Consider the following 21,860-nt stretch of genomic DNA (forward strand, 5'->3'; position numbering starts at 1 on the left):
AAATCTCAATAGTTCAAGGGTCTGCGATTACCATCATTTACTAGTCATATTCCCTTAAAAAAAGAAACGTGCTGCCTTCCTGGTTCGAAGGCTACACGTTAATCTATTTTACCCCAAGTATTTCTCCTGCAAACGAAACTTGACCGATTCTTTTAAACTTTTCATAGCGATGCTGAATTAATTGAGGTCCATCCAGCTTTAACAGCTCTTTAAGGGAAGCATGAAGGACTTTATCCATATTTTTTGCCTGTTCAGATACATCCTTGTGTGCGCCGCCTTTGACTTCATTGATAATTTGATCGATGACGCCAAGCTTCTTCAGATCAGGTGCTGTGATTTTCATTGTTTCCGCGGCTTTTTTTGCAAGCCCTGCATCCTTCCATAAAAGAGCAGCTGCTCCTTCTGGCGATATAACAGAGTAAGTGGAGTTCTCAAGCATATGAATATGATTTCCAACTCCCAGCGCCAGCGCTCCGCCGCTGCCGCCTTCCCCAATTACAATACAGATAACCGGAACTGATAATCCAGCCATTTCAAATAAGTTTTTGGCGATGGCTTCGCTTTGGCCCCGTTCTTCTGCTGCCTTGCCGGGATAAGCCCCTTTTGTATCAATAAAGCAGATAATCGGACGGTTGAATTTTTCAGCCTGATGCATTAACCGCAATGCTTTGCGGTAGCCTTCCGGATGAGGCATTCCGAAGTTCCGGCGTATATTCTCTTTCGTATCTTTGCCGCGCTGATGTCCTATTACCGTTACAGGAAGCCCGTCGTATTTTGCGATGCCCCCTACAATAGCTTCATCGTCGCCGTAATAGCGGTCACCATGGATCTCAAAGAAATTCGTAAAAAGTTTTTCAATATAATCCAAAGTTGTCGGGCGGTTAGGATGTCTTGCAATTTGCACTCGATCCCAAGGCTGCAAATTTGTATAAATATCTTTTTCAAGCTTTTCCAGACGGCCTTCAAGCTTCACAATCTCAGCTGAAAGGTCTACATCGGTATTTTTTGTAAATTCTTTTAGCTCTGAAATTTTTCCCCTTAACTCTGTTACAGGTTTTTCAAACTCCAGTTCTCCTACCATGAAGATCCACCGCCTGACGTATGAAGTTCGAGGATGTTTGAAAGAGTTTCTTTCATATCCAATCGATTAATAACGGCATCAAGCTGGCCGTGTTTCAATAGAAATTCTGCCGTCTGAAAATCTTCAGGCAGGTCCTCTCTGATTGTCTGTTCAATAATTCTTCTTCCTGCAAACCCAATCAATGCACGGGGTTCTGCAAAATTGTAATCGCCAAGAGATGCAAAGCTTGCTGAAACTCCGCCTGTCGTCGGATGTGTCATAACAGAGATGATCAAACCTCCGTTATTGCTGAACATTTTTAGTGCAGAGCTCGTCTTTGCCATTTGCATTAAACTGAGAACACCTTCCTGCATTCTTGCACCGCCCGAAGCTGTAAAGATAATAAATGGCAGCTCCCGGTCATTTGCACGCTCTATCGCTCTAGTAATCTTTTCGCCGACAACCGATCCCATGCTGCCCATCCTGAAGCTTGCATCCATGATGGCAACGACTGTGTTATTGCCGTTTATCGTGCCTTCTCCGGTCACAACCGCTTCATTTAAATTTGTTTTTTTGCGGTCTTTTTCTACTTTTTCCATATAACCTGGAAAATCCAGCGGATTTTCTGAAACCATTTCTTTATCGAACTCTGAAAATGAATGTTCATCAAATAAGCTTTTAATTCTTTCTCTGGCATTCATGGTGTGATGATGGCCGCAATTCATGCACACTCTCAAGTTTTTATTCAATTCTTTAGAGTACATAATCTTTTTACAGCTAGGACACTTTGTCATTATTCCTTCTGGAACATCATGCTTTGCCTGCTCAGAAGGAATGGATGCATATTTCTTCTTTTTCGAAAACAAATCCTTTAACAAAACGTTGCCTCCTTTTCTATGAAAATAATTCGGTGCCTTTAGAAATGATCTCTTTTAGCCATATCTATCTACTTTAACGAACCATCTTCAATTTTTTTGTAAAAAGGTGTCATGTCCTATTCGACATTTTCTTTAACCTATCGGAATTCATTAATTCCAGCATCTATCTGCCTAACTTTTCGGTCAGAGCTTTTTCTGCCTGTCGGAGCTGACCAGGGCGCTTGAGTTTTTCTTGCTTGTTAGAGTGTAAAAAGATTCAAAAACCATCTTTTCATCTTTTGAAGCAAGTCCGTCAATTATTTTTTCATAAAAAATGGCGCTGACTGAATGCTGATCCGTCTGTATTACTTTTAAATACTCATTCAGTACAGTCCATATCCTGAGTAAAAGATAGTTGTCCGACAGCTGCATGAACTTAGCCATAATTTCCATATGTCCCAGGTTCTGCTTCTGAATAGCGATGGCGAGATTCTTTAACTCTTCATCATTATTATCTTTCTCAAGCAATAGCTTTAATGCATTTGATTCCAAAAGAACGTTCATTTCGATTAAATCGGCGATAGCATTCTTATCCTGTAAAATAAACGTTCCGAGAATTTCAACAAGAGCATTTTCGCGGAAATCCTTAATATACGTTCCATCACCGCGTCTTGTTTCAATCATTCCAAGCAGCTCGAGCGCCCGAAGTGCTTCTCTGACTGATGATCTTCCTGCATTTAAACGTTCTGCGAGCTCTCGTTCAGATGGTATTTTATCTCCTGCTGAAAGACCGTCTTCGTGGATAAAGGACCTGATTTGACGAAGTATCTCAATATACACTTTCGACTTCGGTTCAGTCACTGTACACCACTCACTTTGTGTCGATGATCGCTAACTGTTTAGTCTTCTCAGCTATTTCGTTTGGGTCAGCCTTTAATCTTGCCACACCAGTTTCCATCGCTGCTTTGGCTACTGCTGCAGCTACAGCAGGAGCAACACGTGCATCGAATGGAGCCGGAATGACATAATCAGCGGACAATTCTTCTGCACTTATTAATGAGGCAATCGCTTCTACAGCGGCAATTTTCATTTGTTCGTTAATATGTGTAGCACGAACATCAAGTGCACCTCGGAAAATTCCCGGGAACGCAAGAACATTGTTGACTTGGTTTGGGAAATCTGAACGGCCTGTGCCAATAACCATCGCTCCTGCTTCTTTTGCATCACTTGGCATGATTTCTGGCACTGGATTCGCCATCGCGAAAATAATTGGATCCTTTTTCATGGCAGCAATCATTTCTTTTGTTAACGCACCCTCAACTGAAACGCCAATAAATACGTCCGCATCTTTAATGACATCTGCCAATGAGCCTTCAGCACGGTCACGGTTCGTAAATTTTGCTACTTCCGCCTTCACATTATTCATGCCAAATGAACGTCCTTCAAAGATCGCACCTTTTGAATCGCACATAATGATATCGCGCACGCCATAGCGGTATAGAAGCTTGATAATTGCTATCCCTGCTGCACCTGCTCCATTTGCAACCACTTTAATGTTAGACATTTGTTTTCCTGTAAGCTTAAGTGCATTCACAAGTCCTGCAACAGTTACAATAGCAGTTCCGTGCTGATCATCATGAAAAACAGGAATGTTTGTTTCTTTCTTCAATCTCTCTTCAATAACGAAACAATTCGGTGCTGCAATATCTTCAAGATTGATGCCTCCGAATGTAGGCTCAAGCAATTTGACCGTTTCTACAATTTTATCCACATCTGTCGTATTCAAACAAATCGGAAATGCATCAACTCCCGCAAAGCTTTTGAATAGGACCGCTTTGCCTTCCATTACCGGGAGTGCTGCCTCTGGCCCGATATTTCCAAGGCCAAGCACGGCAGTGCCATCTGATACTACTGCTACCATGTTGCCTTTCATTGTATAATCGTACACTTTATTTTTGTCGTCATAAATTTCCTTACAAGGTTCAGCGACCCCTGGAGAATAAGCTAAGCTTAAGTCTTTAGCATTTCTGACTGGTACTTTTGATTTTGATTCTAGCTTTCCTTTATGAATTAGATGCATATGTAATGCTTCTTCTCGCAATGACATCTTCTCACTCCTTAGGGTCATATTGGAGGTGGTCTGACCACTCCAGCCAATAATAAATCATAACATATTTTTAGTTATTGTAAAGTCTTGTATTTTATAACTTACCGTTTAAATGTGCCGGATTTATTCTTTCACTGCAACATTCTGATTGCCCAAAAGGTCTTTCAGCTCAGATAAACATCGGTCATTCCCATCCACAAAGTAGTCTCTTGGCAGCTGGACGGTTCTTTTGTCCTTCTCATAATAGAGAAAAACAGGTGTGCTGCCGCGATGACGTTTGAGAGTATCTTGTACAGTCTGCAGTTTCCCTTCAGCCAGATGAGTCTCTTCAATTTTAAGGAATAGTGTTTTCGTTCTTTTCTCGAGATCCTGGGTAGTCTCTGCTTCCGATATAATCAGCTGCATCCGATCGTTGCGATTCTCAATCTTCCCGCTGAGTACAGCGACTTTTCCTTGAGAAAAGATTTCACCTGCTTTAGTATAAACAGACGGAAAAGCCACCGCTTCAAGTTCCCCGCTCTCATCACTTAATGCAAGAAACGCCATAACCTCACCTTTTTTTGTCCGGATTGTGCGTATTGCTGTAATAAATACCCCAATCTTCACCTTTTGATGAAGTAATTGCCGGGCATCACTGATTTTTACAATCCCATACCTATTAAATAAAAATGAGTGCGCTGATGCAGGATGACTTGAAAAGTAAAATCCCAGTGCTTCCTTTTCGAATTTAAGCATTTCTTCAATTTTGAACGGTTCAACTTCTATATATTTCGGCTTTATACTAAATTCTTCCTCTTCTAAAAATAAATCATATTGATTTTCATCATCTGAAGAAAAAAGGGCTGCATGCTCGATAGCTAAATCAAGACTCGCAAGGAGCGTAGATCTTTCCACTTCAAACTCATCCATTGCACCTGAAAAGATAAGAGATTCCATCACTTTTCGGTTGACGATTTTCGTTGATACCCTCACACAAAAATCAAATAGATCGGCAAATTCCCTTTTCTTTCTTGCCTGATATATTTCTTTAACAGCATTTGTTCCAACATTTTTAATTGCATTCAGACTAAACCGGATGCTGCCCTTTTCTACAATAAAAGGATATTCGCTCCTGTTAATAGATGGCGGCAAGACAGCAACACCTCGCTGCTTGGCCTCTCTAATATATTGAGCCACTTTTTCATCATTGCCGATCACACTTGTTAAAAGCGCCGCCATAAAATAAACAGGGTAATGGGCCTTTAAATAAGCAAGCTGAAACGAAATCATGCTGTAGGCAACAGCATGGCTCCTGTTAAATCCGTAGTTGGCAAATTTAACAATTAAATCATAAATACTGTTTGCAGAAACTTCATCATAGCCGTTATTAATGCAGCCTGATACAAAATGTTCTCTTTCCTGATCAAGCATCTCTTTAATTTTTTTTCCTACTGCTCTTCTCAATAAATCAGCTTCACCCAAAGAAAACCCAGCCATTTTCGAAGCTATTTCCATGATTTGCTCCTGATACACGATTACCCCATTGGTTGTCTTTAAGATAGGCTCTAGAGCAGGGTGCGGGTATTCGATCTTTTCTCTCTGATGCTTCCGATTTATAAATAGAGGGATATTTTCCATTGGCCCCGGGCGAAAAAGGGCATTTACGGCCACTATATCTTCAAGATCAGTTGGTTTCAGCCGTCTAAGAACGCTCCGCATTCCATCAGACTCCAGCTGAAAGACCCCAGTTGTATCTCCTTGCCCGAGAAGTTCAAATGTTTCTTCATCCTTATATGAAATTTGGGAGAAATCGATTTTCTTTTTCTCATTCCGTTCAATAAGACCTGTTATTTTTTCGATTAGGGTCAAGTTTCTCAATCCAAGAAAATCCATTTTCAGCAAACCGAGGTCTTCAAGGTAATCCATCGAAAACTGAGTTAAATAAATGCCGTTGTGCCCATCCTGAATGGGAATGATGTCCGTTAACGGCTCGCTGCTGAGCACTACACCGGCAGCATGTGTGGATGTATGGCGCGGAAGCCCTTCTATCTTCATGGCCGTTTCATAAATTTTCTTATAAAGATCCGATTCCGAAAGAAGGCTTTGCAGATCTTTGGACTCTGAATAAGCCTGCTTTAAAGTTGTACCTGGTTTAGAAGGAATGAGTTTGGCCAATACATCTGATTCTTTTGCTGATGCTCCCATGACTCTCCCGACATCCCGAAGCGAAGCTTTAGCTGCAAGCGTACCGAATGTCACAATTTGAGCAACATGCATGGACCCGTATTTTTCTGCAACATAGGCAATCATTTCATCCCGTTTTGTATCAGGAAAATCAATGTCTATATCGGGCATGTTGATTCGTTCCGGATTTAAAAACCGTTCAAATAAAAGATGGTGTTCTATCGGATCTACATCTGTAATCTTTAATACGTATGCTACAAGGGATCCTGCAGCAGACCCCCTCCCAGGTCCCGTCAAAATGTGATGATCGTGGGCATACTTCATAAAGTCCCAAACGATTAAGAAATAATCACTGAACTTCATTTGTTTAATAACATCCAGTTCATACTCGAGCCTTTTAAAATATGTATCTTTGGGTTCAGAAAAACGGTGTTTCAATCCTTGCAGGCAGATTCTCTCCAAATATTCATCAGGCGATTGGCCGCCTGGTGCAGGGTATTTCGGAAGCTGTGTTTTTCCAAGCTCAAGAGATACATTACATTCTTTTGCAATCTTCAGCGTATTCTCCAAGGCTTCGGGACAATCCTGAAAAAGTTCAGCCATTTCAGACGGTGATTTAAAATAATACTGATTCGAAGGCAATGCATAATCGCTGTCATCTTCCATTTTTGAGCCATTTTTAATAGACAGCAAACAATTATGTGCAAAGGCATCCTCTTTTTCTATATAATGAACATCATTTGCTGCTACAAGCGGAAGGCCTGTCTGAATGCTTATTTGGAGCAGTTCTTCAGCCATTTTAAGTTCATTATGAAGGAAATGCTTTTGAGCAGATAAATAAAAGTCTCCTTCATTAAAAAGGCTTCTGTATATCTTTAAAATCTTGACTGCTTCTTCACTGTTTCCCTCTTGTATATACTTTTCAGCAAGCCCAGTTCTTCCAGGGGTAAACGCAATTAAACCGCCGCTGTAGGATTTCAGCCATCTGCTCTTAATTCCTTCAGGCGATTTTGTTTGCAGAACACTGCTTATTTTCAATAGATTCCGGTAGCCGTCGTTATTTTTAGCAAGCAATACCAGGGGATACCCTGTAGTTTCACCGGTCTCCTCTAAAATGACTGAAGCTGTCAGTCCGATAATTGGCTTTATGCCGTGTTTTTTGCATTGTTTATAAAAAGCAATCGCTCCATACATCGTGTGAAAATCTGTAATAGCGAGAGCCTTTAATTGAAATGATTCAGCTTTTTCAATTAACTTGTTAATTCTTGCTGAACTGTTCAGCAGACTGTAGGCACTTTGAACTTGAAGGTGAACAAATGGCAATCTATGTTCCCATCCTTTCTGACAGCTATAAATTGTATAAAATTTTGTTCATCTATGTCTAGCTCCACCGCCTGACTACTTGGCCAGAACGGCTCCGCTTTTCTAACAATCCCATAGTAATATTATATTCCTGTTTGAAAAGTGACACAAATTGAAGCTTTCTCATCACATACTTCCCACTGTTTGTCCATATACATTAGTAAGGGGATGATGAAAAATGGAGGTTAAAGAAGCTTTTATACCAGCCTTTATTAATAGTTATTTTATAGCGCTCGGAGTAATCTTAGGCGGTTCAATCATCGGCGGCGTAGGAGCATACTTAGCCGGAGAGCCTCCTCTGTCAACGATTTACAGCCTTGCAAACAGATTGAAAATTTGGGCGCTTGTCGCTGCAATCGGCGGTACGTTTGATACGTTTTACAGCTTTGAAAGAGGATTTTTCGAAGGTGAAACACGGGATGTCATCAAGCAGATTCTGCTTATTATATCAGCAATGGGCGGGGCACAGACTGGCTGGCTTCTTATTTCATGGCTGACACAGGAGCAGCCTCAATGAGAATACCGCCTTTATACAAAAGACCTTCCTGGCAGCGACTTTTCGCAGGAATGGTTCTCGGCGCCGTCGTCAGCTGGTGTATCTTTCTCTTTATTTACGGGGAATGGCAGGAAGAGCTTATTACCAAGATTGAAGATCAGGCATATTCAATTGAGGAATTAAAAAAAACAAATATAAGCTATAAAGAAGAAATTGAGACTCTTAATAAAATAAATCAGGAAAAACTGAGGGTCCAAAACATCCATGTGACACTGATCAATGGGGAAAGGTATCAATTCACGTCACTTATGACCTATATGATCCAAGATCATGTAAAAGAGGATATTTCTGACGTCATTGCAAAGGATTTGGAAAGTGTTTATAAAAGCCGGAAGCTGATGAAAAAAGCCATTGAAAATAAGGTATATAAAATTGATGACAAGCAGTATAAGGTAGAAATTGAGGAAATGTTCATATACACCACTCTTTTCATTGAGCTTAAAGTAGCATTCGCAAAGTAGAAACCGGGACTTAACGAACCGAACAAATGGCTCAAGTATAAACATATCTAAATAAATTGAATTATTTTTTGAAATTTCAATTAATTAAATCGCACTCCCTCGCGTCTTTGGGGTAAAATGGTAATAGCATCAGACCCGGTCACCCACTATAAAGAAGGAGGGAATGTGATGTATGTATTAAATCACAAAAAGATGGCCCGCGAAAAAGCAGAACGGCTGAAAGAAGGTTTCTCCGCTTATGCAGAGTCTGCGGAGCTCGCTTCATTAATTAAAAAAGAACTGCTTTCACAAGGACTGACCTTCCATGAAGATTCTACAGAATTTGGATATTGGTTTATTCCTGTTAAATAAAGCGATTAACCCTGACACACCTTTTCGAGATCTGCTAGAACCTGCTTTGCTTCTTCCCAATTATAAATCGATGCCCCGGAAGCAAGCGGGTGACCTCCGCCGCGGTATTTCTTTGCCAATTCATTGATAATCGGTCCTTTAGATCTTAAGCGCACTCTAATTTGATCGGATTCCTCTACAAAGAAGACCCATGCCCGAAGACCTTCAATATTGCCAAGCATACCAACCAATTGTGAAGCCTCAGAAGCACTTACTTCAAATTTATCGAGAATTTCTTTTGTCAGGATCATCGAGGCAGCACCGGAAGATGACAGTTTGAAATTTTGCAGAACGTATCCGCTCAGCTTTGCAGCATTCACCTTTGTCTTATATAACTCATCATAAATTTCAGTGAAAGCAAAGTTGTACTCGACTAGCTCACTTGCGTATTTCAGCGTTTTTTTCGTTGTGCTCGGAAAAAGAAAACGGCCTGTATCTCCCACTATGCCTGCATAAATCAGCTGAGCTGCTTTATCAGGCAAAATAAGTCCATCTTCTTTCCCTGAAAGATAAAATTCATAAATCATTTCACTGACAGAACTTGCATTTGTATCAACCCATAATAGATCTCCATACGGATCTTCATTAGGATGATGATCAATCTTAATTAATTTCGCGCCTGTATGGTAGCGCTGATCACAAATACGCTCCTGATTGGCTGTATCACAGACAATCACTAAAGCGCCCTCAAAATCCTGGTCTGTTACGGTGTCCATTTTGTACAAAAATTCAAGAGTCGGCTCCCCAAGTCCCGCAAGTAATACTTTCTTATCAGGAAATGATGCTTTAATGATTTCAGCTAATCCGCACTGTGATCCGTATGCATCCGGATCAGGCCGCACATGCCTGTGAATAATGATCGTTTGATTTTCTTTTATGGCTGACAGTATTTCACTTTTCATATGTAATCTCCTTTGCGTACCTGCTTATAGACTAATTAAATCATAAAAACCACCGTGCAGAAAAGCGAATCTTCTCTTTGGTTATGGCAATTCACTGCAAGAATGATTAAAATAGAGGATGTAAGTTTAATATGGAGGTTTTACTTAATGCCTGTATTCGTAATTCTGATCATCTTTGCATTTTCCTTTTATCTCTTCTATAAAGTGAAATTCTACAGAACAAAAAAACCTATGGAGAAGCAGTGGCTCTCTGCAAAATCAAGCATTGCACTTGGAATTTTCGTCTTTTTCTTTGGACTCAATCAATTATTTCTTTTTCATTCAACTGTATCATTAGTCGTTGGAATCATTTTTATGATCGTCGGACTCGCCAGCAGCTGGGCAGGATATAAAGCTTATAAACATTATTTGCCTTTTGCCGTAAAGGAATCCAAACAAGGCTGATTAAAAAAGCGGAAGCGCCTTGGTCAGTGCAGGCATGGCAGAGCCTGCACTGACCGGGGAGTTAGGCGCTGCCGCCTGCCATCAAAATGCAGAATGTTATACTTTCTTATTACTTAAAAAAGAAAAAGGACGGCTCTCCGTCCTTTTTTAGATACCAGCATTAACTTCTCTCAATAAGCTGAACCATCATCATCGCTTTTCCGACAACAACGCCATTGCTGAACACTTCAACATCTATTTTTCCAAACTTGCGTCCGACTTCAAGTATTTTCGGGTGAACCTCAAGCATACTATCCATCTGAACAGGCTTCATAAAATAAATGGTTATATTCTCAACAACAATTTCGCCTTTTTTTTGTGTACGCAAATAGCGGTTGGTTGCTTCTGTGACGACTGTTGTAAATACTCCATAAGAAATCGTGCCAAGATGATTGGTCATTTGGGGACTGACCTGGAAGCGATAAACATTTGCCTTTTTTGCATCCTCGGCAATCACCACAAATTGGTTTGTCACAATATCATCCAGTTTTTCGCCGATTTGAGGTTGTCTTTGAATCATCTGCAGCGCCTGGAGCACATCCTGACGGCTGATCATTCCTTCAAGACGATTGTTATGATCGACAACAGGCAATACTTCGATGCCTTCCCAGACCATCATTTGAGCTGCAGATGCCACGGATGTTTTTCCAATAACGGTAATCGGGTTTTTCGTCATCACTTTTTCTACAATGACATGGCGTTCATACCCCATTACATCTTTAGATGTAACCATTCCCTGTACTTTTAAATTATGATCGATAACAGGAAAACGGCCGTGCCCTGTTTTATAATTATTCTGGTACCATTCTTCAATTGGATCGGTTGTTTTCAGGCATACGGTCTTGTCCAGTGATGTTAAGATGTCTTCTACAAGAACAATTTCTTTTTTAATAAGCTGATCGTAAATGGCCCTGTTGATCATGGTTGCAACAGTAAAGGTGTCATAGCTCGTTGAAATAATCGGAAGCTCTGCCTCATCGGCAATTTTTTTGACATGCTCGTCCGTGTCAAAGCCGCCTGTTATCAGCACGGCAGCACCCGCTTCAATTGCAAGCTGATGGGCATTCGTGCGGTTCCCTACAATCAGCAGGTTGCCGGCGCCTGTATAACGCATCATTGCTTCTAGTTTCATTGCGCCGATGACAAACTTATTCAGCGTTTTATGAAGTCCCGCACGGCCTCCCAGTACTTGTCCATCAACGATATTTACAACCTCAGCATAAGTGAGTTTTTCGATGTTTTCTTTTTTCTTTTTTTCAATCCGTATTGTTCCCACCCGCTCTATCGTGCTGACATACCCTTTGTTTTCTGCTTCTTTTATCGCACGATAAGCTGTACCCTCGCTCACGCTCATATCTTTTGCAATCTGACGGACCGAGATTTTTTCTCCGATTGGGAGGGAATCAATATGCTGCAGTATTTGTTCATGCTTCGTTGCCAAGCTTCTTCACCCTTTTTCATCAGCCATTCTAATCTTCCAACTTCATTATAAGGGTGTGAAGGCTTTATATCAACGAGCGGCTGCACGCTGCTTTGTTTTTTTCTGGTATTTACTTACAGCTGAATGTTTTGTTAAACGTTTTTTAGGAGTATAAATCAGTCCCGTCATATTGCCTCCTATCACAAATAAAGCAAACATCAGCCAAACGAGAGAAAACAAGCTTTCAAGTGAACTGCTGCTTGAAAAATCCAGATGGGGCAAAGCAAAATAGACAACAGCCCCCGCAAGTAAGATATAAAGAATACGCATCATTGACCAACTCCTTTTTACAGCTTGTTTCATTTTATGCGCCGGTCCTCTCATTCATGCGAAAACACCCGGGTTTTAAGAGGAGAAAAATAGACATAGAAAAAAGCGGAGGAATAACCCCCGCCTGCATTTTTATAGTTTAATAGATTCTCCTGCTTCCATGACTTTTCCGGTTTTGCCTGTGAGCCTGCTGACAAAATCTTTTGGATCCTGTTCAATGACAGGAAACGTATTATAATGCATGGGAACTACTGTCTTTGCTTTAATCCACTTCGCTGCAATCGCCGCATCCTCAGGACCCATTGTAAAATTATCCCCGATCGGCAAAAAGGCAAGATCTATATCTTCAAATTCGCCAAGTAGTTTCATATCTGAATAGAGACCTGTATCCCCTGCATGATAAACCGTTTTCCCGTCTTTTTTAAAGAGAATGCCAGCCGGCATGCCTGTATAAATGATTTTTTGATCCTCTTCCTCATAGCTTGAACCATGAAATGCCTGTGTTAATTTAACCGTTCCAAAATCAAATTTGTGCGATCCGCCAATGTGCATAGGATGAACATTTAATCCTTTCCATCCTAAATATGTAGCAAGTTCAAAAGGAGCAACAACCAGGGCATTGTTTTGTTTCGCAAGCTGAATGGTATCACCGACGTGGTCGTTATGACCATGTGTCAGTAAAATAACATCAACTTTCAAATCTTCAACCTTCAAGTCTGTCTGGCCATTTCCATTTATAAATGGATCAATGACAATCGTATGTTTATCCGTTTGAATTTTTACAACTGAATGTCCATGGTATGAAACTTTCATTTTCTCACTCCCAATCCTTTGATAATTTTATCGTACTAGAAATGACCAATGATGTCACATTATAACTTCCCATAAAAATTGGAAAAGCGAACATCATCTTTTTATTATTAACTTGGAAAATCAGGTTCTTTTATTTTTCTATATATATCCAACTTAATATTTCTCTAAAATAACGTTTTGCCCATTTGTAGATTTTCAATTTTTTCGGGTAAAATGTGGTCAATAATGTGGTCAAAAAGATTGTTTTTAGATGCTGACCCCAACTTCTTTTAATAATAGCAATGGCATAATCTGAATATGAAAACCGACAAGCATTTTGTTTAGTGGCACTTTCATATTTAAATAGCTTTCTAAGAAGCTATCCAGGTAACTGAATTAAAATTCCTTGTTGACCCTTATCCTTACCTATATGTATATCTATTTTCTTTATATTTAAAGTTGAATTTAGTTCATCTACATATTTAAGATTCATAATGTAACTAAATTATTTAGTTAGAGCATTGCTTACTGAAAAACTTTACTTTTTTTATGTTTATGTATTTTTTTCCTTAAAGCATTGACTGCTAATAAGAGTAAAGGAAGAACAAGTCCGTATGTTGAGGCATATAGTGGCCATATTTCTTTATCAAATTTGGCTCCGTGGATCACATTGGGATGTACAATTAAGGTAAGTGAAACCACGATCATCCCTAAAGGTATCGTAAGTGGGCGATAATTGTCTAATTTCAACGTTTGTGCAAGACCGATAACGGACGCGTAAAAATAAAGAGTCATTTTAAAATAAATCGTGATAAACCACATGCAGGCCATTATGGCTTCTATCCGTTGCAAAAAATTCCCTACGCTTATCTTCTTAGCCAAAGCATAACTCGGATACATCTGCCTCGCTGAGTTATCCGCGCCCAAAACTAAAATAGCTAAAATAATAATGATGCTTAAACAGAATCCCCCGATTAGTATTCCGATATAAAAAGTTTTTTCAGCTGCTTTTGGTCGATTCACTGAAACAGGAAAAATCATTAATAAGACAATTAAAGATAAAGAAAAAAAACTTGTAAAAAGATAAACAGCACGGATCATCGGTTTTATTCCTGTTTCCAATACGGGTTGTATGTTTTCAAAATTCACTTGTCCAGGAGTTATTAAGACTGTAACTACTAGAATTAAGAATAAAAAAACAAAGAAAGGAAATAAAATTTCTGCAGAACGAGCCAACGTTTCAAGACCAAGACGAACTCCCATAATTAAAATGCATGAGAAAATACATGGATAGCTTCGATTGGCGTATCCGGCATGACCTGTGTAGTCATGAAAGTTCCCACATAAAGCAATAGTTCTGTTGTGGACAGAAGTGAAAAGAAAACAAAAGTAAGAGAAACGGCCTTACCTATCCAACTGCCAAGAAGTACTTCATTCATTTCGATTATTGTCATCGTAGGGAACATCCTGCCTACGGCATTGTATAAAACCACCAGTAATAAACCTACGCCTGTACCGACTAAAGCTGCGATCCAAGCATCCTGTTTTACTTCTTGAGCAAGACTTCCAGGAACCAATAAGATGGTGGTGCCTATAGAATATAAAATAACAAATATTGCAAATTGTCTTGCATTAATTTTAAGATTATTTACCATAGTCTAACTTCCCATCAATGTTTATAACCCCTATTGTTGACCTTGTTTTGTCAGAATAAACTCTTGGTTTTAGGAGTCGTTGTTATATCAACGTTTTCTATAGGGAAAGACGCCCTCCCTTTGCTGGTTTGATACTTTTGTTCCTGCCACTTATAAGAAAATGCTTGTGAAGGCATCTCTCAATTCTAGGAAAATACCACGGGAGAAATATATTGAGCTTATGGCCTCCCCTGAAACGTTAGTTGAAATTTTAAACAATGGAGCAGAGAAAGCAAGGTCAATTAGTGCTTCATTCTTAAAAGAAATTAAACGTAAAATTAGGTTTTATGCATAGGCATTTTGCAAAATAACGAGAGTAATATAGCACTGGTTTCAAAAGCATTAAATAGTATTATTATCTTTCAAAATCGGGGGCGATTGCTTAACAAAGTGTCGCCTCTAATTCTTGAAGTAAAGAGCAGTTTAATTGAAGAGTGGTTTCAATTGTTCTGACCAGCAATCGGGCCATTTAATGGGAATATGAGGAAAGGTCTCATCTCAATAATAATAGACAATTGGATTCGCATACTGATAGAATAATCAGAAATATATTAGAGGTGGAATGGAATTGAGAAAAAGATTAGGATGCTTACACGCACATTATTCGAATATAGAATATATAGAAAATGCACTTTCCCTATTTAACATTGAATTAATACACTTTGTTGACCCAGCATTAATGTATCGAGTTACATCAGATGAAAATTTCCAAGAATCAGATGCTCAAATTAAAGTTAAAGAGCAAATAGAGTGGATTGCCCAATGTAATGTTGATGCTATCCTTATTACTTGCACAAACTATATTGCAATTTTACAAGAAGACCAACTCTCAATATCAGTGCCAATTATTAAAATTGATGAACCTTTCTTTGATTTCATCTGCAATTTACAGCAACCTCAGACAATTCTTTTTACAAATCCTGCAACTGTTGAAGGTACAGTGGAACGACTTAACCATTATGCTAATAACCATCAAAAATCTTTAGATATAGAGGTTATTGTTATAAATAATACTTTTGAATTGATCATGCAAGGACAAAAAGAAGAATACAATCAAGAAATTTCCAAGTTCTTAAACCACATCATTAAAGATGAAAAGAAAGTTATCTCCGTTGCTCAATTATCTATGGTTGATGCATCTCGGCAAGTTGAGTATAAAACATCTAAGACTATTATTAACCCATTGAATACATTAGTATCTTCCATTGTTAATCAATTAGAATTAGAGAAGAAAAATTAATGATAAACTGACGTGGCCTTCTTCAGCGAAAGGGCGTTTTCTACAGCAAGAACTGTGCTCTTTCTTTATGTTAGGTCCATATTCTTGAAAAATTAGAATGTGAATTGAAGCTCTAAGTTATTTAATTAACGGTGGCAGGTTAGTTAAACAAAAAGACGAAGACGAACACAAGTATATTATTGGATAAGTAAATACCACTAAAAAGGCTCAGGTAAAATTATCTGAGCTTTTTTTCAAGGCTAACGGAAAATCCGGTTTTTGAATAAGTGAAGAAATAGGAAAATAAGGTAATATCCAAGAGACCTGAAAATTCTTTTTCTCCAAGTGGTGTCGTCTTTCCGCAAATCCTTTTACATTTATAGAAATTTTATCTAAATTATGATAAAGTTTCCTTTCGTTGATTATCAATTTAATTTCACCGGGATGGAGAAAAGAGAGGTGTTCATTTTTTAAACGATATAATTAAGATCAAAATATCCATGTTATACATAATCATGGCTAAGTCTTTAAAACAAAAGGAGTATTTATAGTGAAGAAACTGACCGTATTTTTCGAAATTATCTTCGTATTAAGTTTTGTTGGTTTAACGCTCAGGTTTTTTGGAGTTGAAAAGGCAGAAGATTGGGGCATCATCTTTTACATAACAGGGGGATCTAGCTTCTTAATCAGTTACTTGCTTCGACAGTCAACAAACAAAAAAGATACCATAAGTAGTGATTAAAAGAGACGTGTAGTGCCTGCTCCAAATTACATTCTTACTTCATAAAAAGGCGTACTTCATTAGGAGATGCGCTTTTTGGTTTGAATTGATTTCCATGAAGGATCCAGGAGTTGGCGGTATCCCAATTCATAAAGGACCAGGTACAGGTGGCGGAGCAATCTATAAAGACCCGGGAACAGGAAGTTAAATAAAAAAAGCCCCTCTCAATTAAGAGAAGGGCTTTTCCTGTATATATCAGATTTTCTGCCGATGAATATAAAGATAACAGAAGCTCAAAGGACTGATTACTATGATTGCTGGTACGAAACTTCGGCAGCTTAGAGAAGAACGCAGTATCCCCCTAGGGCTATTAGCCAAATATCTAAATATTTCAGTCAGAATACTTATTTCCATTGAGAGAAATAAAAAAAATTTAACTGCTGATCAAATTGCGAAAGTCTGCGAACTGTTTGAAATTAATAAAAGTGACTTGCTGTAGTAAAAAGTTAGTGAAGCCCTCTCAGATGAGAAGGGCTTTTTATTGGAAAAAGAAATTTACAATATTAATTCCATTATTTCGCAGAGAACCAGAGGACAAATTATCACTAGCAGTAGTACGCATTAGTTCAATAACGCTGTCTATTGTTAGAAAAGATACGTCATCCACGACTACATCAGCTGAACCAGCCAGGGGTAGCTTGTTAATTAAAACTAGAGCTTGTGTAGTTCCAAGTGGGATTGGGGAAGTTGTTTGATTTAATTCTAACCATGTTTTCATGGCAACGTTGGGTAATTGATTAGCTGGAATATTAATAATTAAGCCATATCCTAAAAACACAAAAGATGCATTATAGTAAGCTACCGATAATGATAGCGGCGGGCTTGGATTGGTTCCTACTTTTGCTAATGAAACCAGAAATTCAAATCTCTCGGGAGGATTTACTTCAACAAAATGAATGAGATAGCTATTTACACTTCCACCAGATAGCCGTGCTGTAAAAGAACCACTATGGCAGAATTCACTCGTAATAGTTGCATTTGTATAAATCCAAGGTGAGAATGTACTTATTTCAAATCCGCCATTTGATATTTTATTTTCAATTGTCACTAGGTTATCTCCAATCTTGTTTAATAAGCTTCATAACTTTTAAAGCTTATAATATCTTATGTACTTGCTATATTTTGAGTACTGGTGCACTTTCATCAACTAGAAGCACACATATACTCTTTTAAAGCAGTTAACTCAGATTACTGACCAAGACAAAAAAGCCCTCTCAATTAAGAGAAGGACTTTTTAGGCTACAGCGAATATTTGTGACAGTCACATATAGCTGCCGATTTTTCATCTGCAGCTTAATAAATGAGATATCTGGTGGTATACCCCATTTGTGAGAGGAAAATAAACAGCTATTAGTAGCTATTAAAGAATGAAGCGCCTACAATAATCAATAAAATAAACAACACAACGATTAACGCAAAATTGTTGTCTCTTCTGCCATAATCACTCATTTAAGATTCCTCCCCTCAATATAAGCTACTAATACTTTATGTGGAAAAGTTGCGTTTGTTTGGACAAATGCTGAATTTCGAGAAAATGTATCATCTTCCATTTAAACTCCGAGTATAATTTCAAAATCATTAACAAAGATTGGTTTTGTAAAACATAAAATGCCCTCCTCAACAAAGAGAAGGGTTTTTTATGTAGTCTAATCTTATAAATCATTGTATGTTAGTTCACTTTTCATTTATAACATTGTAAACAATTGGAATTCATTCTTATTCCAACACCTACATACTTTAGAAGGCGTATGTAGTTTGCCACTTCTGACATACGTCTCCAAATGTTAGAGATTGACCGTAAAAAGTCAGTCTCCTTTTTTCTGCTTCAATTTATTTCTTTATCACTTCATAATGCCAGTCACGTTTATTTAACCAAGATTCGTATTCTGCTTTCATTGATGGACTAAGTTCACCGGATAGATAGCATTCTAGGATTGCCTGGAGCTTCAAATTGTAATTGTCCCCACCATTTCTTAGCAATGAAGTATTCAGCAATTATTTTTACAGAATCAGCAGTTATTTCACCAGTATGAATTTGTACGACCCTTGTTTCTGGTTTTGCAACAGGATTAGAACCTGGTTTTTGAACCTAAATATTAGATTGGATAATTCTAATATCGCAATCCCATTCATTTCATCTGCTGTAATTTGATTCTGTGAATTTGCTATTTCTTCTTTGACAAAAACCAAGACAGGCTAATTTAGAAAATAGGTGAATAATCTACGTTTTTCCTTTAAGTTAAATAATTGATGAAAGTTCACTAGCACTTATATATAGCTAGTTCATAAGCTAACATATGCTTCTAAGAAGATTGTCTGTGAAGCAAAAAAATATGATTGGAGGTAATATATTGTCAATTGAAAACAGAATAATAAACGGTGGATTTGAGACAAGCTCATTTCCTCCATGGTCTGCATTCAATGCTACTATATCGACTCAATTTTCTCATAGTGGATTTTATTCAGCACGTTTATTAGGTGGAAGTGTAAATTCCTATATCTTTCAATACGTAGAAGCAAATCCTGCCGAAAGATTTGAATTTCTAGTTTCATTAGCAAAAGCAGGAACCCTCTCAGGTCCTCCCATAACATTATCAGTAGCTTACTATAATGCATCTTTTTCGTTTTTAGGATACGGCTTAATTACAAATATCCCTTCTAGCCGCTTACCTAACGTTGAGGATGAAACTTGGTTAGAAGTATATGAAACAACATCCCCAGCTCCACTTGGAACGACACAAGCTTTAGTTTTAATTAACAAATTGCCACAAGCTGGATCTGCTGATGTAATAGTAGATGATGTAGCTCTTCTAACAATAGAAAGTGTTACTGGACCGACAGGGGCTACTGGGGCTACCGGGGCTACTGGAGCAACCGGGGCTACTGGCGCTACTGGAGCAACCGGGACTACCGGGGCTACTGGAGCAACCGGGGCTACTGGCGCTTCTGGCGCTACCGGGGCTACTGGCGCTACTGGCGCTACTGGCGCTACTGGCGCTACTGGCGCTACTGGCGCTACTGGCGCTACTGGCGCTACTGGCGCTACTGGCGCTACTGGGGCTACTGGCGCTACTGGACCAGGAACACCGCCAGGATTTATACAGGTATTTAAAATCGGTGCACCTCTAACAGTACCATCAGGAGCACCTGTAACTTTCGATAGCGTTAACCCTACAATCACAGGAGCAAATTTCACCTTTGGTGGTACTTTTGTTACTATCAACACACCTGGCCGATATCGTATAGACTACGAAGTGACGCTATCTTTGAGCCAAAACGGTGCATATGCAATTTTCCGCAGTGATACGGGTCAAGCACTTGCTTCAAACTACGGAACAACTAGTGCTGCTGGTCAGAGTAATCAAGTTATTGGCTTTACTATTATTAATGTCACTTCACCTATTAATGTTTCATTAGTAAATATTGGAGGAAGTCTCGATTCCTTGATCAATACTATTGATTCTCGTCCAGTATTAGCTGCCTCTCTACTAATTCAAAGAATTGGTTAATAAATCTCTATGATATTTCTGTTAAGGTATTTCCTAATAAGTTGATTTTTTACACCTTCTTGCATGAATCATTACTAAGTAGCAATCCATGCAAGGAGGCTTTTCTACATAAGATAGCAAATTGAACATAAGGTCCCCGTTAGTTCTAGCGAACATTTATAAGAAAAACTTATCTAACCGAGGGAGTTCATAAGAAAATGACCACTTAAACTTTAACAGATCCATTTATAAAGAAATTATAGTACAAAAATGCCCTTTCATGAAACTGATTTATGACTACCGGAAACATTTATTCCCATGTTACAAAATCAATGGGAGCCAAATCAATAAATAAAATTCCCGGAGTATATGGCCGACTGAAACACATTTTAGCAAGGAATGTGGTCAGTCACCCTTTTTATACTCCGAGAACTAAGCAATTACCTAATAAGGAAAGTAGCATAAAACCCTAAGTGTTTTTCAAGCTAGCTTTAACTTCTTCAAAACCTGATTTCCCAAGTAAAGCAAACATCTTGTTAATGTTTTCTTTCTGCATTATTCGCCCAGCAGTGCTTTTGCATCTGAATAGGCTAATCCATGAGATTCCGCAACAGCTTCATAAGTTACAAACCCATTTAATGTATTGAGGCCTTTTAAAAGCGATTCATTCTCCAAGCAAGCTTTTTTATACCCTTTATTCGCAATTTGCACGGCATAAGGAACAGTTACATTTGTAAGGGCAATCGTTGATGTTCTCGGTACCGCTCCAGGCATATTGGCCACAGCATAGTGAAGGACGCCATGCTTTACATACGTAGGATTGTCATGAGTTGTAATTCTGTCTGTAGTAGCAAAAATACCGCCCTGATCGATGGCAATATCAACAATGACTGAACCTGCCGTCATACTTTGGACCATTTCTTCGGATACAAGCTTTGGCGCTCTTGCCCCCGGAATCAGCACCGCTCCAATGACAAGATCTGATTGGCTCACAGCATAACTAATGTTAAAGGGATTTGACATAAGCGTGGTGATTTCTTTTCCAAAAATATCATCCAGCTGGCGCAGACGATCCGGATTCACATCGAGCATGGTAACATCGGCTCCAAGTCCGACGGCAATTTTGGCAGCGTTCGTTCCGGCTACACCGCCTCCAATAATGGCCACTTTCCCGCGCTTCACTCCTGGAACTCCTGACAATAAAATACCCATTCCGCCTTTTGGCTTTTCTAAAAATTGGGCTCCAATTTGCGAGGCCATTCTTCCTGCCACTTCACTCATCGGTGTTAATAGAGGCAGTGATCGGTTTGGAAGCTGAACGGTTTCATATGCTATTCCAACTACCTTCCGGTCAATCAGTGCACGTGTAAGATCTGATTCAGCAGCAAGATGCAGATAGGTGAATAAAATTAAGCCCTCACGAAAATGCTGGTATTCAGAGGGAAGGGGCTCCTTCACCTTCATAACCATGTCCATCGCCCATGCTTCTTCTGGTGAAGCTACAATTCTTGCACCTGCTTCAATATACTGATGATCAGGAAAACCAGATCCTTCCCCTGCGTTTTGCTCAATATAAACCTCATGACCCGCCTGAATAAGGGGGATGACGCCAGCAGGGGTCATTGCCACACGGTTCTCATTATTTTTAATTTCTTTAGGTATGCCGATTTTCATCGTTTTTCCTCCTGTATCATTTCCAATTCATTCCGGTACTGTTTTAGTATTTCCTTAATTTATCATATGGAAACTTATATAAATTGGAAATGTATTCTAGGAAATGTGTGTTTTTCTTAAA

The 21,860-nt window shown here is 38.9% G+C and carries 20 protein-coding genes and 1 pseudogene; 8 read left to right on the forward strand and 13 right to left on the reverse strand.

The features are described 5' to 3' along the window. Positions 1-103: 103 nt before the first annotated feature. The 5 genes from accA to dnaE form a co-directional block, all read right to left on the reverse strand. Positions 104-1,081 carry an acetyl-CoA carboxylase carboxyl transferase subunit alpha gene (gene accA, locus QLQ22_RS19170; RefSeq protein ID WP_223437165.1) on the reverse strand — a complete coding sequence of 326 codons (978 nt, stop codon included), beginning with the start codon at positions 1,079-1,081 and terminating at the stop codon, positions 104-106. Further along, positions 1,075-1,938 (reverse strand): acetyl-CoA carboxylase, carboxyltransferase subunit beta, encoded by an 864-nt coding sequence (gene accD, locus QLQ22_RS19175; RefSeq protein ID WP_223437166.1) that lies wholly within the window; start codon positions 1,936-1,938, stop codon positions 1,075-1,077. The genes accA and accD overlap by 7 nt, the downstream gene beginning before the upstream one ends. 183 nt (positions 1,939-2,121) lie before the next feature. Further along, positions 2,122-2,778 (reverse strand): FadR/GntR family transcriptional regulator, encoded by a 657-nt coding sequence (locus tag QLQ22_RS19180; RefSeq protein ID WP_284015354.1) that lies wholly within the window; start codon positions 2,776-2,778, stop codon positions 2,122-2,124. A gap of 10 nt (positions 2,779-2,788) precedes the next feature. Further along, the gene (ystJ, locus tag QLQ22_RS19185; RefSeq protein ID WP_223437170.1) at positions 2,789-4,024 is read right to left on the reverse strand and encodes an NADP-dependent malic enzyme; all 1,236 of its coding nucleotides are present in this window, start codon (positions 4,022-4,024) and stop codon (positions 2,789-2,791) included. A 123-nt stretch (positions 4,025-4,147) separates the two neighbouring features. Further along, positions 4,148-7,510, reverse strand: a complete 3,363-nt coding sequence (dnaE, locus tag QLQ22_RS19190; RefSeq protein ID WP_284015355.1) for a DNA polymerase III subunit alpha — start codon at positions 7,508-7,510, stop codon at positions 4,148-4,150. Positions 7,511-7,727: 217 nt separating this feature from the next. Between dnaE and ytrH the strand changes: the two genes are divergently transcribed. From ytrH to QLQ22_RS19205, 3 genes are all read left to right on the forward strand, one after another. After that, on the forward strand, positions 7,728-8,066 hold the full coding sequence (gene ytrH, locus QLQ22_RS19195) for a sporulation membrane protein YtrH (RefSeq protein ID WP_070877732.1): 339 nt from the start codon (positions 7,728-7,730) through the stop codon (positions 8,064-8,066). Continuing rightward, positions 8,063-8,566 carry a sporulation membrane protein YtrI gene (gene ytrI / locus QLQ22_RS19200; protein WP_284015356.1) on the forward strand — a complete coding sequence of 168 codons (504 nt, stop codon included), beginning with the start codon at positions 8,063-8,065 and terminating at the stop codon, positions 8,564-8,566. Before ytrH ends, ytrI begins: the two co-directional genes overlap by 4 nt. A gap of 168 nt (positions 8,567-8,734) precedes the next feature. Further along, entirely contained in the window at positions 8,735-8,917 is a 183-nt protein-coding gene (locus tag QLQ22_RS19205) for a YtzJ family protein (protein ID WP_223437176.1), read from the forward strand. A 5-nt stretch (positions 8,918-8,922) separates the two neighbouring features. Here QLQ22_RS19205 and QLQ22_RS19210 read toward each other — a convergent pair whose 3' ends face one another. After that, positions 8,923-9,858, reverse strand: coding sequence for a DHH family phosphoesterase (locus tag QLQ22_RS19210; RefSeq protein WP_223437178.1), 936 nt, complete (start codon positions 9,856-9,858; stop codon positions 8,923-8,925). A gap of 147 nt (positions 9,859-10,005) precedes the next feature. On the opposite strand from QLQ22_RS19210, the gene QLQ22_RS19215 reads away from it, so the two are divergent. Further along, entirely contained in the window at positions 10,006-10,302 is a 297-nt protein-coding gene (locus QLQ22_RS19215) for a YtpI family protein (RefSeq protein WP_223437180.1), read from the forward strand. Between the two features lie 160 nt (positions 10,303-10,462). Here the strand turns inward: QLQ22_RS19215 and QLQ22_RS19220 are convergent, their stop codons facing one another. The 4 genes and pseudogenes from QLQ22_RS19220 to QLQ22_RS19235 form a co-directional block, all read right to left on the reverse strand. Next, complete coding sequence (locus QLQ22_RS19220; RefSeq protein WP_223437182.1) at positions 10,463-11,782, reverse strand: DRTGG domain-containing protein; 1,320 nt, start codon at positions 11,780-11,782, stop codon at positions 10,463-10,465. A gap of 69 nt (positions 11,783-11,851) precedes the next feature. Beyond that, on the reverse strand, positions 11,852-12,094 hold the full coding sequence (locus tag QLQ22_RS19225; protein ID WP_223437184.1) for a hypothetical protein: 243 nt from the start codon (positions 12,092-12,094) through the stop codon (positions 11,852-11,854). 129 nt (positions 12,095-12,223) lie between these two features. Beyond that, on the reverse strand, positions 12,224-12,904 hold the full coding sequence (locus QLQ22_RS19230) for a metal-dependent hydrolase (protein ID WP_223437186.1): 681 nt from the start codon (positions 12,902-12,904) through the stop codon (positions 12,224-12,226). A gap of 504 nt (positions 12,905-13,408) precedes the next feature. Then, a pseudogene (locus QLQ22_RS19235) lies at positions 13,409-14,538 on the reverse strand (GerAB/ArcD/ProY family transporter). Positions 14,539-15,139: 601 nt separating this feature from the next. On the opposite strand from QLQ22_RS19235, the gene QLQ22_RS19240 reads away from it, so the two are divergent. From QLQ22_RS19240 to QLQ22_RS19250, 3 genes are all read left to right on the forward strand, one after another. Next, positions 15,140-15,817, forward strand: coding sequence for a hypothetical protein (locus QLQ22_RS19240; protein ID WP_284015357.1), 678 nt, complete (start codon positions 15,140-15,142; stop codon positions 15,815-15,817). A gap of 529 nt (positions 15,818-16,346) precedes the next feature. Continuing rightward, a complete protein-coding gene (locus tag QLQ22_RS19245; protein WP_284015358.1) occupies positions 16,347-16,538 on the forward strand; it encodes a hypothetical protein in 192 nt (63 codons plus the stop codon). A 289-nt stretch (positions 16,539-16,827) separates the two neighbouring features. Then, positions 16,828-17,016, forward strand: coding sequence for a helix-turn-helix domain-containing protein (locus QLQ22_RS19250; RefSeq protein WP_223437195.1), 189 nt, complete (start codon positions 16,828-16,830; stop codon positions 17,014-17,016). Between the two features lie 39 nt (positions 17,017-17,055). On the opposite strand, the gene QLQ22_RS19255 is transcribed toward QLQ22_RS19250, so the two are convergent. After that, positions 17,056-17,625 carry an NTTRR-F1 domain gene (locus QLQ22_RS19255; RefSeq protein WP_284015359.1) on the reverse strand — a complete coding sequence of 190 codons (570 nt, stop codon included), beginning with the start codon at positions 17,623-17,625 and terminating at the stop codon, positions 17,056-17,058. Positions 17,626-17,927: 302 nt separating this feature from the next. Further along, positions 17,928-18,026: a YjcZ family sporulation protein gene (locus QLQ22_RS19260; RefSeq protein ID WP_223437198.1), complete on the reverse strand. Its 99-nt coding sequence runs from the start codon at positions 18,024-18,026 to the stop codon at positions 17,928-17,930. Between the two features lie 884 nt (positions 18,027-18,910). On the opposite strand from QLQ22_RS19260, the gene QLQ22_RS19265 reads away from it, so the two are divergent. Further along, positions 18,911-20,086 (forward strand): NTTRR-F1 domain, encoded by a 1,176-nt coding sequence (locus QLQ22_RS19265; protein ID WP_284015360.1) that lies wholly within the window; start codon positions 18,911-18,913, stop codon positions 20,084-20,086. 534 nt (positions 20,087-20,620) lie between these two features. On the opposite strand, the gene ald is transcribed toward QLQ22_RS19265, so the two are convergent. After that, positions 20,621-21,739 (reverse strand): alanine dehydrogenase, encoded by a 1,119-nt coding sequence (gene ald / locus QLQ22_RS19270; RefSeq protein ID WP_223437204.1) that lies wholly within the window; start codon positions 21,737-21,739, stop codon positions 20,621-20,623. Positions 21,740-21,860: the final 121 nt, after the last annotated feature.

Origin of the sequence: Metabacillus hrfriensis (assembly GCF_030127205.1) — a bacterium.
In the GTDB taxonomy this organism is placed as follows: Bacteria; Bacillota; Bacilli; order Bacillales; family Bacillaceae; genus Bacillus_P; species Bacillus_P dongyingensis.

Excerpts from the sequence above, each read along its gene's own strand:
- accA (WP_223437165.1), bottom strand. The coding sequence starts at position 1,081 with ATGGTAGGAGAACTGGAGTTTGAAAAACCTGTAACAGAGTTAAGGGGA.
- ystJ (WP_223437170.1), bottom strand. The coding sequence starts at position 4,024 with ATGTCATTGCGAGAAGAAGCATTACATATGCATCTAATTCATAAAGGA.
- ytrH (WP_070877732.1), top strand. The coding sequence starts at position 7,728 with ATGGAGGTTAAAGAAGCTTTTATACCAGCCTTTATTAATAGTTATTTT.
- ytrI (WP_284015356.1), top strand. The coding sequence starts at position 8,063 with ATGAGAATACCGCCTTTATACAAAAGACCTTCCTGGCAGCGACTTTTC.
- QLQ22_RS19205 (WP_223437176.1), top strand. The coding sequence starts at position 8,735 with ATGTATGTATTAAATCACAAAAAGATGGCCCGCGAAAAAGCAGAACGG.
- QLQ22_RS19210 (WP_223437178.1), bottom strand. The coding sequence starts at position 9,858 with ATGAAAAGTGAAATACTGTCAGCCATAAAAGAAAATCAAACGATCATT.
- QLQ22_RS19215 (WP_223437180.1), top strand. The coding sequence starts at position 10,006 with ATGCCTGTATTCGTAATTCTGATCATCTTTGCATTTTCCTTTTATCTC.
- QLQ22_RS19225 (WP_223437184.1), bottom strand. The coding sequence starts at position 12,094 with ATGATGCGTATTCTTTATATCTTACTTGCGGGGGCTGTTGTCTATTTT.
- QLQ22_RS19230 (WP_223437186.1), bottom strand. The coding sequence starts at position 12,904 with ATGAAAGTTTCATACCATGGACATTCAGTTGTAAAAATTCAAACGGAT.
- QLQ22_RS19240 (WP_284015357.1), top strand. The coding sequence starts at position 15,140 with ATGGAATTGAGAAAAAGATTAGGATGCTTACACGCACATTATTCGAAT.
- QLQ22_RS19250 (WP_223437195.1), top strand. The coding sequence starts at position 16,828 with ATGATTGCTGGTACGAAACTTCGGCAGCTTAGAGAAGAACGCAGTATC.
- QLQ22_RS19260 (WP_223437198.1), bottom strand. The coding sequence starts at position 18,026 with ATGAGTGATTATGGCAGAAGAGACAACAATTTTGCGTTAATCGTTGTG.
- QLQ22_RS19265 (WP_284015360.1), top strand. The coding sequence starts at position 18,911 with ATGATTGGAGGTAATATATTGTCAATTGAAAACAGAATAATAAACGGT.
- ald (WP_223437204.1), bottom strand. The coding sequence starts at position 21,739 with ATGAAAATCGGCATACCTAAAGAAATTAAAAATAATGAGAACCGTGTG.